At 40.4% G+C, this 14,673-nt stretch carries 8 protein-coding genes; 5 read left to right on the forward strand and 3 right to left on the reverse strand.

Translation table 11 applies throughout. The annotated features are described in order from the left end of the window. Positions 1 to 8 precede the first annotated feature (8 nt). Together HWQ39_RS32460 and HWQ39_RS32465 are read right to left on the reverse strand one after the other, a co-directional pair. Complete coding sequence (locus tag HWQ39_RS32460; RefSeq protein WP_292854064.1) at positions 9 to 731, reverse strand: cyclase family protein; 723 nt, start codon at positions 729 to 731, stop codon at positions 9 to 11. A gap of 371 nt (positions 732 to 1,102) precedes the next feature. Beyond that, complete coding sequence (locus tag HWQ39_RS32465) at positions 1,103 to 4,537, reverse strand: PAS domain S-box protein (protein ID WP_292854065.1); 3,435 nt, start codon at positions 4,535 to 4,537, stop codon at positions 1,103 to 1,105. Positions 4,538 to 5,417: 880 nt separating this feature from the next. On the opposite strand from HWQ39_RS32465, the gene HWQ39_RS32470 reads away from it, so the two are divergent. The 4 genes from HWQ39_RS32470 to HWQ39_RS32485 all read left to right on the forward strand — a co-directional run bounded on the left by HWQ39_RS32470 (position 5,418) and on the right by HWQ39_RS32485 (position 13,307). Further along, the gene (locus HWQ39_RS32470; protein ID WP_292854066.1) at positions 5,418 to 7,964 is read left to right on the forward strand and encodes a proteasome protein; all 2,547 of its coding nucleotides are present in this window, start codon (positions 5,418 to 5,420) and stop codon (positions 7,962 to 7,964) included. A 31-nt stretch (positions 7,965 to 7,995) separates the two neighbouring features. Beyond that, the gene (locus HWQ39_RS32475) at positions 7,996 to 8,826 is read left to right on the forward strand and encodes an Rpn family recombination-promoting nuclease/putative transposase (protein ID WP_292854067.1); all 831 of its coding nucleotides are present in this window, start codon (positions 7,996 to 7,998) and stop codon (positions 8,824 to 8,826) included. Positions 8,827 to 9,061: 235 nt separating this feature from the next. Further along, positions 9,062 to 12,037, forward strand: coding sequence for a molecular chaperone (locus tag HWQ39_RS32480; protein ID WP_292854068.1), 2,976 nt, complete (start codon positions 9,062 to 9,064; stop codon positions 12,035 to 12,037). 178 nt (positions 12,038 to 12,215) lie between these two features. Beyond that, on the forward strand, positions 12,216 to 13,307 hold the full coding sequence (locus tag HWQ39_RS32485) for a hypothetical protein (RefSeq protein ID WP_292854069.1): 1,092 nt from the start codon (positions 12,216 to 12,218) through the stop codon (positions 13,305 to 13,307). Between the two features lie 102 nt (positions 13,308 to 13,409). Here the strand turns inward: HWQ39_RS32485 and HWQ39_RS32490 are convergent, their stop codons facing one another. Then, positions 13,410 to 13,589, reverse strand: coding sequence for a high light inducible protein (locus tag HWQ39_RS32490; RefSeq protein ID WP_094352678.1), 180 nt, complete (start codon positions 13,587 to 13,589; stop codon positions 13,410 to 13,412). A gap of 302 nt (positions 13,590 to 13,891) precedes the next feature. Here HWQ39_RS32490 and HWQ39_RS32495 point away from each other — a divergent pair, with 302 nt between their 5' ends. Further along, positions 13,892 to 14,653, forward strand: a complete 762-nt coding sequence (locus HWQ39_RS32495) for a hypothetical protein (protein ID WP_292854070.1) — start codon at positions 13,892 to 13,894, stop codon at positions 14,651 to 14,653. Positions 14,654 to 14,673: the final 20 nt, after the last annotated feature.

Below are 14,673 nucleotides of genomic sequence, written 5' to 3' on the forward strand. Positions count from 1 at the left end.
TATAAAAGTTAAGGCACTAACGCCAACACGCCTACAGGAGAACCAGAACCACCACGTAATCTTAGAGGTGCGATCGCTAGAGTAGTACCTTTCGGTGGCAGTTGATCCAAATTGGTCAGATTCTCCAACACAATGCGCGGTTGTTCTAAAACTAGGCGGTTAATCGCAAAACTGTTATCCTGTCCAGGGTCTACACCATGAGTATCAATTCCTACGCCAGCGATTTGCCGTTCATTCAGTAAGAATCGAGTGGCATCGCTGCCAAAGCCTGGAAAGTGGGGAATTCCTTGAGCATCATGATTGAGGAATGCACTTTTATCTAACCACTTTTTTTGCCAACCAGTATTCAATATAACTACGCAGCCACCAGAAATTTCACCGTATTCTTCTTCCCAAGCCAAAACATCAGCAAGAGTCAGGGCATAATCAGGATTAACCACTGTAGCTTGGCAAATATTTATAACCACCGCAGGTACAACTAAAGACTGGGCTGGATATTGGTCAATTCCCACAGCAGAACTATGAAAACTGTTAGGAGCATTGATATGGGTAGCGCTATGTTCTCCCAAGGAGAAACGCCGCAGGTAATAGCCATCATTATTTAGTTCAGCCACAGTTTCAAACTCTACTGTGGGATCTCCAGACCATTGGGGAATATCTACGTCAATTACATGACTTAGGTGGATAACACGTGTGTAGGTGATACTATTTTGACTTTGGGGTTGTATCATCCCAGCCTTCTATTTTATTTGTACTCAAGGATTTTTTTTAATCAGGTGCGATGCCTGGTTTGGGCTACACCTACGCAAAGATATTACTACAATAAGAACGTTTTTCAATCGATTTGACTGCAATCTTAATTCCCTATACTAAAAGAAATAATTCCCCAATTCCTGTAAATTTTAGGTTATTGAGGGAGTTCAAATGTTGCAGCAAAAAGTGAGTTAATCAAAGGTTAACCTACTGGTTGTTAATTTTGAATTAAACTTAGATTAAAATTAAACATCTACAGAAATTAAATATGCTTTATCCAGAACCCTTGTAGAGACGTAGCACTGCTACGTCTCTAAATTTTTTCACTCATATCTCTATTGTGTGATGTCTACGTTGATGGTTCTTGCTTTAGTGGAATCATCACAACAAACTCAGCACCTTCTCCTGGCGCTGAACTACAATCGATCTTTCCTGCATGTTTTTGAACGATAATTTGGTAGCTAATTGATAATCCCATACCTGTGCCTTTGCCCACAGCTTTTGTTGTGAAGAAGGGGTCAAATAGGCGTTTGCGTACTTCCTCAGTCATGCCTGGGCCATTGTCGGCAATGCTAATGATTAGATAGTCTTCTTGGATGAGGGTACGAATGCGAATTTGTGGAAAAGTCATTTGTCCTTGGGAGGCAGTGCATTGGACGGGTTTCCCGGCTGGTTCGCGCAGCGTCTCCGACAGGAGAAGCAACTGCCGTTCATTTGTCCTTTGTTCAGTGTTATTTACTAATGACAGATCACTAATGACATAGGCGCAACTCTTGGAGACGCTACGCGTAGCTTGCTTCCACGAAGTGGTACGCCTTCCCGCAGGGTATGACTCTTCTAAAACATCGATCGCATTTGTCAACAGATTCATAAACACCTGATTCATCTGTCCAGCGTGACAAACTACTGGTGGGAGGTTGCCGTAGTCTCGGATTACTTGGATTTCGGGATGTCCGGGTTTGGCTTTTAGGCGATTTTGCAACAACAGCAAGGTGCTATCCATACCTTGATGAATATCTACTGCTTTTGTACCGTCTTCATCAAGACGAGAAAAATTGCGTAAAGATAGGACAATCTGCCGAATGCGTTCGGCTCCCATTTTCATAGACTCCAAGATTTTGGGTAAATCTTGCTTGAGAAAGTCTAAATCAATAGTGTCGATTTGTTGGTTAATCTCTGGTGTTGATGGGCAGTAACTCTGTTGATAAAGTTCTACTAAGTGCAGCAAATCCTTAGTATATTCACTGGCGTGGCTAATATTGCCGTAGATGAAATTAACAGGATTATTGATTTCGTGGGCAATACCTGCAACCAATTGTCCTAAACTGGACATTTTTTCAGTTTGAATCAGTTGCGCTTGAGTTTGTTGAAGTTCTAGCAGTGCTGCTTCTAGTTGCTGGGCTTTATCTTGGGCAGTTTGGGCAGTGATGCGGCTTTGGGTATAAAGTTTAGCTTGGTCAATGGCGATCGCTAGTTGAACTGTAACTGCTTGTAGTAACTCTACTTCGTTGTTCAGCCAAGGGCGAAAGCCACTACAATAACCACAGCTAAATACACCAATTTCGCCAGATTGAGTGTGTACAGGCAGCGCCATAAAGGCAGTGAAACCAAAATCTTGCAAAAATTGCTGTGCTATGGAATCGCTCACAGTCTCAGTATCATCAATGCGGATGATTTCTCCGTTCAAGGTTTTGGCTGCGATTAGTTTGATTTCGGCATGAGTTGCTTCTTGTTGGTTAAGCAGACAGGGTAAAAAGGAACTTTTCGCCTCATAGACTCTTTCCCAGTATGGTACATCAGCATCTTGTCGATACCAAAAGAAGACGCAGCGATCGATCTGGAATAAGTTGTGAATCTCCTGCACTGCGGTTTCCACAATGTAATTGAGATCCAAAGAAGCTCGAATCTGATTAGAAAGACGATTGAGGAGTGCTTCTCGCTGGGCGCTTTCTCTGAGTGCAATTTCTGTTTGTTTACGCTTGATGCCAATGGCAATTTCCTGGGCGGCAAATTCCAATGCGATGAAAGTTGATTCTGTCACTGTTTGGCGGGCAAACATGGCGATCACTCCTACAGTTTCATCTTCAACAATTAAGGGATAGCCAGCAAAGGCGACCATACCCTCTTGCTTTGCCCATTCTTTGTTACCGACGCGGGGATCTGTCTGCACAGAGTTAGTTAAGTGAGGTTTGCCTTCTTGGGCAATCAAACCAATTTTGAATTGACCGACTGGCACATATTTATGAGGCCCATTGATGTGGGTGTACATCCCCGAACTGACTTGTAACTCCAATACATTATCTTGTTTGTTCAGCGTCCAGATGCGAGCAAAAGCTGCATCAAGATGTTCAATTAAAGCGTCAGTGCAGCGGCGCATCATATTCTGTAAGCTGTCACTCTGAGTCAATGCCGCATCTACATCAGCACGAAAATTTGCTAACCGCGCTCGTTCTGCTAGAGCTACTTCTGCTTCTTTGCGATCGGTGGTGTCATAGCAAATACCAACGAAGTACAAAACATTGCCATTAGCGTCTTTAATCGCAGATGAGTTACTTGTATGCCATCGCCAATTACCATTTTTGTGTTTGATTCGATATTCAATTGCTTTTTGTTTTTCGCCTGTTGTCAAAATTCTTTGAAAATAATCGGTACAGATATGCACATCGTCAGGATGTATAAAGGGAACAAAGGATTTGCCTTCAACCTCTGCAATTTCATGCCCAAAAATTTCAGTCCAGTTAGGAGAAACGTAGGAAAATATTCCTTCAAGTGTCAGTGCAAAAATAATGTTGTTGGCGTTTTCCACAATGCTGCGGAACTTGGCATCACTTTCGATCAATGCTGCTTGGATATTCTCGCTGGTGTCGCGGACAAGAACGATGATTTGCTGGTCTGGTAATGGTAATAATCTAGCTTCAAATTTATTTTTCCCTTCTGGTAGCGGTAAGGTATATTCAAAACTGACTTCAGATTGAGTTTCAAGTACTTGAGTTATTGCTTGGTAGAAGCGATCGCCTACAACAGTCGGTAAGCATTCTCGCAAACTCTTGCCCTGACAATCTCCTGGTGTAATATACAAACTCTCCATCAATCCTTGCTTGTAATCCAGAATACTTCCATCAGCATCAAGCCGAAAGTACAAATCAGGAAGCACTTGCAAAATCGCTGCAAATTCTGATGTTTTTTGGCGCAACTGTGCTTCAACTGCTTGGCGTTTTGTAGTTTCAGCTTGTAGTTGCTCTAATGCTTTTGATAACTCTCTTACTCGTTTTCTATCTCTAATTCTACGTAATTGACGAGAATATTTTGTCGATGACGAGTAACTTTCTGAAGGTTGGCTGCTCGCTATCGGCACTCCTGTTAGATCGATACAATAACCGATGTAACCAACAAAGCTACCATCTGCTAAAAATCGTGGCGCGGCTGTATCTAAAATCCAGCGATATTCGCCATCAGCACCACGCAGGCGATATTGCCTCTGGAAGGAATTATGTGTCGCAAATGCTCTCAGGTATATATCTTCACATCGCTGTCTATCTTCTGGATGAACACTGCAAGTCCAAATATTGTCTATTTCCTCTTCTCGCGCAGATGTTGTTAGATTTGTTCCAGTAAATTTCAGCCAATTGGAATTGAAGTAACAGTAAAATGCATTGCATCCAGACATCCAAATCATTAGAGGAGTAGTATCTGCTTCCAGACAAAATACTTTTTCATTCTGTTGTCTTTCTTCCTCTTCAACGATGATTTGGTTAACGTAGCTCTGCACCTTTTTAGAAAACACTTTTGCCTGCCTGCTCTGCCTAAATTATTAAGGTAATAGTCTGAAAATATGATTTGTTAATATATGGATATAATCTTTTTCATGCCGATATGCTAACGATCTTAATACTTTATTCATTTTTATATATGCGCGAATTCCGCTTTTATTGTAAATAAATTGTAAAAATGCTGAAGTTATGATTAAGATTAACTTCAGCATTTTTTATGAAGTTTAAGCTATCTATGTATCAGATAACTTGTTTGACTTTATTTCTGATTTAAATCACTGAAAAGTTTATCTTAGGTATGTAATTCCATTGCTCAAAAACCTGATTTAACTTTACAGAGTCTATATAATTTTATGGGAAGTATTTACATCTTTATCAGAAATTTACAATAATCAAGAATTTTATCCAAAATAAATATTGATTTTTCATCAAGAAGAATTCAGTATGAATTACGATCTGGCTGATGGATCTAGCTTCCTTAAAATCAGGGGTATAAAAGAGTTTGAGAACCACATATTTACTAAGCAATCCCTAGTGAACTGGTGGTATAAAACCCAACTTTATTTATTCCTAATCCTGGATGATGGCGAATGTATTCTTTTTTATTGTTCTCAACAAAACCCAATTTTTCAAAATTGTCTTGACTATTCAAAATTCCTTATATAGCAATCCTATCTGAGTTATCAGAAATCTGTGTGATGACGAACTAACAAGGAAGAGAGAACAAAAATAGAATTTACAAATCTCATGAATGATTTAGGATTGCCATAGCAAAATCGCAAATTAAATGAGAGAAATGCTAAATGTGATATCAACACGTTGTAACAATGGCTGATAATCGCATTTTTTATGTTATAAAGCTCACAGAAATTAATGTTAGGCGGAAACTACTTTATGGAACCAGATAAACTTGGCCGTTTTAAGGAGTACGGCGAATTCATCCTCCGAAAGATAGATTCTGTGCCCCAGTACCCTTCTAAACAAGAAGATTGGGTTCCAGCTAGTCTTGATGACTGTCTTCTTCGTTTGCGATCGGCTGCCCAGAAAACTGTAGACCTAGCAACTTCGCCTGTAAAAATTGGGGTGATGGGGGAATTTAGTAGTGGAAAAACCTTACTTTTAGGCAGTCTAATTGGATATGCAGATGCTTTGCCTGTCAGTGAAAACCCCACTACAGGTAATGTTACCGCCATCCATATTATCCCGCAAGACGATTTCGCAACGACGCAACTAAGTAACTTTACGGTAGAGTATCTTTCTCATGAAGGTGTACATGAGTGTCTACGCTTCATGCTAGGGGAAGCGAATAAACGAACCACAGCCGCAGGGCTTCCTCCCATACCAGTATCGAAACTCAACTCTGGGACAGATATTATTGGCTGGTGTGAAGAAGCGTGGAATAGCAGTAACAATTTAGAACTGCGTTATTTACTCCGGGAGTTGGTATTATTCCTGCGGGCTTATCAAGCTTATGGGGAAGTTATGTGTGGTGGGCACTACCAGATTGATGCGGTGACTGCCCGTGAGGGTCTACAGCTGGTCGAGCAGCCAATGGCAATCCAAACTCTGAAATTTGAGGATCTACCGCCAGCGCACATCAGATTACCGAGTCCACCCCAGAGGCTACCAACAAAGTTATTGCAAAATAGCTTCCCACTAATTCGCCGCGTCGATATTGATGTGAAAATCTCACGGGAAATTTGGGATTTTGCAGACGCAGCTAAATTTATTCTCATCGACTTTCCGGGATTGGGGGCTGCTAATTCTGGGGCTAGGGATACCTTTTTGTCATTGCGGGAATTGGCAGAAGTACAGACAATTTTGGTATTACTAAATGGTAAATCTCCTGGGAGCGATCGCGCCAATAAAATCTTCACCATGATGCAGCAGCAGCGACCGGGACAAGACCTGAAAGATTTAATTCTCGTCGGTGTGGGTCGCTTCGATCAACTCCCTGTAGATAGCGAGGGTGGCGAAAGAGAACTTGACCATCTGATTGAAGATAGCCATTTAGAAGAGGAAACGGTTCTCCAAAAACTCAAAGTTCTGCAAACTACCATTGACGGTGCAGCAGCATTTACAACCCAAAAAGACCGCATCGTTTTACTATCGCCACTGTTGGGACTGGCTGAATTAGCAAAACGTTCTAGTAAAGTCAAAGCTGGTTCACCAGAGTTTTTAGCTAACCTAGACTATCCTGATTACCTAGATAGGTCTAAACGGCTACAAGAGAAATGGGAGCTATTAAGTGAACGGCTGATAGAATCTAATACCCGTAGCTATTTAGGCAGACAGCTAGGTTACTTTGGTCAAGATGGCGGACTTAGTAAGCTGCGAGAATTAATTCAAACCCACGTAGCTACTCATGGTCTGAAGCAACTGCATGAAGATACCAAAAGAGCTGCTGATGTGGTGAGTCAACAACAAGATCACTTGAAAGACATCATAGATGAAATTCACGAGCAAGGTATCCCCACAGGCGATAGTCCCGCTTTTATTGAATTGCGCTTTGTGGTCGAAAGCTTGGATAAAATCTACAGAAATTTCCAAAAAGATATCGGGAAAGAACCGCTTAAAGACCGACGAGGTGTTGTTGTCAGTGATGTAGTGAAAGACGAACTCACTTTTAGAATCCTTAATTGGAACCAGTGGACTTTACTCTTCAACAAAGCCAATAATGGAGCGATCGCTCTGGCAGAATCTAAAGGTGCAGCTGGGAAATTATTCGATCGGGGAAACCGCGTAAATACTTCCCTTCCAACCAAGAGTGATGATTTTTATCCAGTATTTGAGAAAACCGTTAAAGAAGTAGAAGATTTTGCCCGCGATCGCATTCAGCAAGCCGTGGTAGATTTGTTGAACCAATTATCAAATCATATCGGCCCAGAACGCGAACAATTGCAGGCATTTTTCCACCCAGAAATGGAACAAGAAATCGAAGAAAAATTTGGTTTTGAAGATGCCGATCTCTTTTATAAATTATTACTAGGATGCGATCCTAACGAATGGAAAGAGGCAATTATCGCTGAAATTAGTAGTAAAGACAAAACTGTTGCACCCGAAATTATCTTTCCCCTAGCACGTCAAGACGATAAACACAACGTTGGTCAAATCTTTGATTGGGCACCAGAGAAAAGCCAAGGCTTACCCAGATCGAGCAATCACCAACTTTTAGTACTGCGACTGCGAGATGAAATTACAGCTAGCGCCAGCCTCCATCTTGTGCAGTATGTTAGCGAAGTTAATCAGCAAATTAATTCCGAACTAGAAGGTATTTTGGATCAAATTATTCCTAGTCTGCAAAACCTTTCCAAAAAAGAAACTTTGCTAAGATATTTGGCGGCTGGGGAATTGCCATCTGAGATCCAAATTCCTACTTGGTTGCAGATTATTTCTGAAATGGCGGCTGTTTCTCCCTCAGACGATTTCGATTTGAGATGACGCGATCGCGTGAAGATATGAGGATATATTTGTGAGACGTGATGCAATTTTTTATACAATTTTCAAGCGTGTCCCAGGATTGTTTTTCGAGTTAGTAGAACAACCACCGCCTGAAGCTGCTAGCTATCACTTTGAATCAGTAGAAGTTAAAGAACCAACATTTCGGATTGATGGGGTATTTTTACCTCCACCAGATGCAGCATCTCAGACGATCTTTTTTGCGGAGGTACAATTCCAAAAGGATGAGTTACTGTACCATCGCTTTTTCTCAGAATCCATGCTGTATATGTATCGTAACCCGTCGCTTTATGATGACTGGTACGGGGTAATTATTTTACAGTCTCGCAGCTTGGAACCAGAAAACACTACTATTCACAGATCGCTACTGAACAGTTCTCAAGTACAACGAATTTATTTAGATGAGTTAGGTAGTCCTGATGAGTACAAAGTAGGTATCAGTTTGATGCAGTTGACTATTGCCTCAGAGACTCAAATGGTTCAGGATGCGAAACGTTTAATTGAGCGGGTGCAACAAGAGCAGATAACTGTCTTGGCTAAGAAGGAGATAATAGATGTAATCACAACAATTGCAGTTTATAAATTCGCAAACTTAAGTCGTGAAGAGGTAGAAGCAATGTTAGGAGTTAAGTTAGAAGAAACTAGGGTTTATCAAGAAGCTAAACAAGAGGGGATAGAACTAGGAGTACAACGAGGACGAGAACAACTAAAACTTGAACTTGTACCTCAGTTCTTAGCTCTTGGTATGTCGATCGAAGACGTTGCCAAATTACTTAATTTAACTATCGAACAAGTCGAACAACTAAGACTTGCAAATGAGCAAGAATCTCCAACATCAACTTAGTAAGTGCTGCAATTTTCATAGCGATGCCTAGTTTGGGCTACGCCTACGTCCTTTCATATAAAGGCGTAGGCGTAGATATCGTGCTAAATAAAAAAGTAAGTGCTAAAGAGAATCAGTGTTACAAAAGCAAAAATTAAAAGTTTTTTCCACAATGATTCTCTAAATTTGTAATTTTATGATAGAACATTAGAGTTTTTAGCAAGCTATAAAATAAACAACAGAAAGTGATACTAGAATGAACCCTTTTCAACTCAACAAATATACCGATCGTGAACCAAGCGAGAAACAACAAAAAAGATTTCCAGGATGGTTTGCTTTAGATTTTGGTACGTCGAATTCGACAGTCACACTTTTCGATCCAATTGAAGTCCCGATCGCAGAAATTTTACCCAAAGAGCAAGAAATGCGGTTGCGCGATCGCTTATCCCAATGGCTTAGTTCTCCTGCCTCCGTAGCTTTACCGGATGTCAGCGCTGATGATTGGGCAAAGTTTATCACAGAAATTAGCAAAAATTTGGAGATAGAACCCAGCCGATTGAGTGAAGTATTTGAAAGTGATAATAAAGAGCGATTTTTAGAAGCAATTCGCCAAATTGAACTTTCTTTAGGAAACAGCGAGAGGTTCCGCCGTGCTGTCAGCAAAAAACTTTACCAAATCTATCATGAAGTGTTTCGCGTCCCTACCCTAGAGTCGCAAAATCTGATCCCAGTTGTGCTGGATATCGATCGCCGCGATACGGAAATTCCCAGCGAGTCGGAAATTTCACACTTAGGGGATTTAAAACTACGGATGGGAAGGGAAGCTAGAGATAACCGAAAAAAAGCGATCGCTCAAGGTACAAGCGGTTCTTTAAAAGAAATTATCAGCAGGTTTCACCATTCACCCAAACGCTATTTTGGCCAAGAGCGATCGTTTTCAGTTATTTTAGATGGCGAAGAAGAAACAATTACCGCTAACCAGTTAATCCAATCTGCTTGGGCGCATTTAATCGAGTTAACTGAAGACTACCGCCAACACGCACGACGCAGATTTTCGGAAGGAGATTTTTTAACAGCAGTTGTCACCTACCCAACAGTCGCTCCTCCAGTTGTTCGTAAAGAAGTTAGAGAACTAGTTGAGCAGTTGGGAATCGATGATGTGCAAACTGCTTATGATGAAGCCGTTTCTGTGGCCATATTCTTTTTATGGCGAGAATTTGGTGGTAATCTCAACATTGGGATTGAGTCATTCAAAACTCGTTGTCGTCAAGTAGGAAACAAATGGTCACAAAATGTCCTTGTCTTGGATATTGGCGGGGGAACTACAGACTTAGCTTTAATTGAACTGACTCTAGAAGATAAAACCCCAGCCTTTGCCGATTATGAAGACCGGGGTTTAGGAGGACGTTACTATAAACTTACTCCCAAACTATTAGGTTCATCTGGTCATTTACAGCTAGGCGGTGAGTTAATTACACTGCGGATTTTCAGATTATTAAAAGTTGCGATCGCAGACTTTTTATTGACATCAGTCACAACAGGTGGTATCGAAAACGAAAAGCTAGAAGATTTAATTAACTCCGAGTTAAACGAGCGCTTCTTAGAACAAGGCAAATTTAAAACTGGCAGTCTTTTAAAATGTCTGGACAGAGAGAATCCTGAAGGCGATATTTCTTACAAAGATGCTCTTGATACTGCCGAAAAAGTATTGCCCACCCGTTGGCAACAAGCACCTCAACGTCTGCAATCTTTTTATATTCTCTGGGATTATGCAGAAGCCGCAAAACTTAAACTTGGGCAAAAGCTACCAACAGAGAATTCTCTATTAACCTTCACACTTTCTGAGCAGCAAATTTCCGAACTGCTCACCCAAAGCGCAGTGAAATTACAAGTTCAAGATCCAAATAATATCTGCATCACCCTAGATAACCAGCAATTTGAACGAGCCGCCGCTTCGGGAATTAAAGAAGCGATCGGAATTGCCAAAGGATTAATGGAAAGTCGCTTGCGTCCCGACGATCTCACCAAAGATTCTTGGAATTCCCAAAAAGTTGATTGGTTAATTTTGTCTGGTAAAACTTGTAATTTAGACATAGTGCAGCGCCAAATCTACCAAGAATTTAGTAAGTCTCCATATTTTGTCTGGAATCCAGAACGGATTACCTTTGTGTTGGAATTTACCAAACTAGCCACCTCCGCTGGCGCTTGTTATGCCGAAAAGTTGCGAAGATTGAGATTCGATCCGGAAGAGTCTAAAAGCTTGTTGCGTAAGGGAGCCAACCAGCTAGAAATTGATGTCAAAAATCTATTTTATTATTTGCCCTGCAACTTCAAACGCAAAACCCAAAGCAACGATTTACTAACTATATTCAAAGCTGGACAAGAACTCTATCAACTCGCGCCTTGGGAAACTGCCGCCAAAGTTCGTACTCATTGGCAAGGCATACAATTAACTAATATTATCTACCGTCAAGATTACGAAGAAGGAGATTTACGACTATGGGGAAGCTTTGACGGCAAAAACCTCATGAATCAACTGGAGATGCAAGAGGCAGAGTTTTTGAAAAAAATCAAAGTCCAGTTTGAGATTGACCAAACCCTCGAATTTAATGTGTTGCTTTGTCAAGGGAATCCCCATTATTTAATTGATATTTCTGGTATTGATTTAGAATCGGTAGTTTCAGAAACTTCAGCGCTATTTGCTGATGGCAAATTAAACTGGAATATTGCTGTAGAAGGCTTCAATAAAAACTTGAATGATGGTGATATTGCCGTCAATGTTATTGAGTCAGCAACTGTCGATCAACCAGATGCCTATCATCTTGTATTTGAAGTCGGAAATGATGGTAGTAAAACGTTTCACAAATTTCACTATCTCCGCGATGGGGTAACGCAACCAGGAATTGGGTTAATTAGTAATCCCTTACCTCCCTTCCCACAAACTGGACAGCACACCTTCTATGTTTATCAAACAGATGCCGAAACCAACAGCAAAAAATGGATAAGAATTGGCGCACTCAGTAAACCAGATGTAACCACAGATTACCCTTGCCAATATCGTGTAACTCTCGACGATCGAGGTATTCTAAGAATGCACGCTGGTGAAGTACCTTACTGGACATCACAAAATCAAGAATGCTTGAAAGAAGAAGGATGTGTTTATCGTGCTGAATTAGAGTTGCAACCTAATGAAGTTGATAAAGAACGCGATCCATTTTGTGGCATACATTAACTCTTGCATTAAACCTCTGCGTTGAAAAAATTAATATTTTTAAACGCAAAGGGACGCGGAGTAAACGCATAGGCGCTTCTCTACGAGACGCTACGCGTAGCTTGCTTCCACGAAGTGGTACGCCTTCCCGTAGGGTAGGGGCGCAGAGGTTTGCCAAGTATATTTGGAGGTGATATTTATGCAGCACTTGCGTCAATTATTAGAGATAGAAAACTCAGAGTTAGCCCGGTTACTGCGGTTTAGTCTATATGGACTGGAGGCTACTCTGAATCAGGCTCGCACAGAATTACCACTAGATCCAGGATCTAAAATATGCGATGAGGTGCTGCAAGAACTTCATAACCTGTTGGAACCTGAACCGCCACAGCAAAATACTGGTTGGGAAGATCCGCCAGATGAGTTAAAACTAAATCACCTTCGAGAAGCTTTTAATTCTGACACAGAACTCAGTTATTATCTGGGTAATTCCCAACTGCAAAGCCAAACAGACTCAGATTTGTGGAATGAAATTCAACGCAAACTGCTGCGATTACCAGAGGATTTAGCTGCATCTTGGCAACAGCGCACCTTAGATTTAGCTCAAGAAGCTGGTGCGATCGCAGATAATTCTAACCTTTATCAACTTCCCTTTATCCGCGATGAAATTATCTATCCCGGACTTAGTGGTACTGTTCAAACTCAGGGATTAAGCTTGTATCAACAAGCACTTTCAAATTCTAAAATTCCTCAAGGTAATGCATCCGATTTAGCAGCGGCATTTCTATTTTTATATATGAATTTTATCGAAATAGACCCAGATTTACATCATGCTTTAAAGAGCGTTTTTAGCTTCGATGTTATTTCTTTACACTCTAAACCAGAACAGCGCGATCAATATATTGAGGCTTTAAGCGATCGCTTCCAACGCACTCAAAAAGCAGAGAAAAGCACCGATCCCCTATCAATTCTTCGTGCCTGGATTGATATGGACGAAGCTATACATTCCCTAGTATTCGTACCACCCGCTGAACGCTATTCTTGGTGGGGAAAGCTACAACACGAATCACGGCGTATCCTGAAGAAAGTCGCTGATGAAGCTATTAATGCAGGTAATGAAGTGCGAATTCGCCAATTATCGGGACTTTATGCAGATATCTGTGCTTTATCCAAGGATGACTTACAACTAGACTGTGGTGGTATTCCTGGCGAAGTCTTAACTTGTCTTCGAGTATATGCGCGAATTAATCAGGAACAATCTCCGGGGCGTGTAATATTTCGCTCATCACGCTAGTTGCTGGCGAGTTTTCTAATTCCTGAGATTATAAGGCAACGCAGAAGATTTTGCGAATCCCCGCCTTGCCTCATAATCTAATGAAGGTAAAAACGTTTAAATTTATAAAATGCCCCAGAAGTGTAGAATCCCTTGGCCAGAAAACACTTCAAGTGCAACGGCAGATAAAAAACCGATCATTGCAAAACGACCGTTCCAATTTTCGCTCTGAGGAGTGAAGCCCCAGCGCAAAGCATTAGGATCTTCTGGAACCGAAGGCGTAGTCTTCTTAACGTCTGCCATAAATAATACTCCGAGCTTTTATGTTGTAACAGTTATCACTGCCTGTAAAGTAATGTAACAGACTTTTACGAAATTGCAACATAAGCTCGATATAAAATTTAGCAATATATATTACGGGTCCATAGTTTTGTGCTGGTAGATTTACGATCGCCTACGAGGGAAAGCTACCCTCCAACAGCCAATTGCTTCAGAAAACTGTAGCTATTCAGGAGGAAATTAACTTTTGCTTGGTCATTTCTATGCTTTAATAACCAATGCGGAACTAAACTGGCAAATAGAAATATTAAGAAAAATTTGAATATATGGCAGAAGTTCTCCATTTTACAGGATTTATCAAAGGAGTAACCTATAAAACTTACTTGGATGATAATTTAATTAGGATTAATTTAGATGTATTTGATATCAATAAAGTAAGGGGTTATGGATTAATCAAGTCACCTACAACTGAAATTGCTTATTCAAAATGGGTATCACCTAAGAGAACCAAAAGTTATCCATTTGCAAGAATTTATAATACATATAATTCCTCAAAAGTTATAACTATTATCCCGGTAATTAAAGATGAAGGCAAAGATGGTGATATAGATAAAATTCAATACTCTACAATTTCTTGGGTGAATTTGCTTAATATCTATATAGTACTTGCTTATTACTATACAGCAAAAAAAAGTACTATAAAAGGGCAAATTAATAAGAATAAGTTGAGCGATCAGAATTTTGCTAATGATTTTGTTAAATTTCAAATCAGTGAGATATTAACATATCGCCAAAGCGCCCTTCATTGGAATAAGAATCTATTTGAAGAAAGATTTACACAAACTTTTGAAAAAGCTCTAGATTCTTATGATTCTATTTTTCATCAAACTGGAGTAATAATTCACTCACGAGAAGGATTAGATAAATATTTACATAAAATCAGAGAAGAGTTTGAGGAATTTAAGAATATTTCTCTTAGGGACTTCCAGAAAATAAACTATTCCATTAGCAATAATGATAATCATTTTAAGGGGGGGATGAAGGGGCTGCCGTCGGCAGCCCCTTCATCCCCTTTTGTAGTAATTTGAATAATGATTGAGTTTTTGAG

The organism is Nostoc sp. NMS8 (assembly GCF_017115045.1).
In the GTDB taxonomy this organism is placed as follows: Bacteria; Cyanobacteriota; Cyanobacteriia; order Cyanobacteriales; family Nostocaceae; genus Nostoc.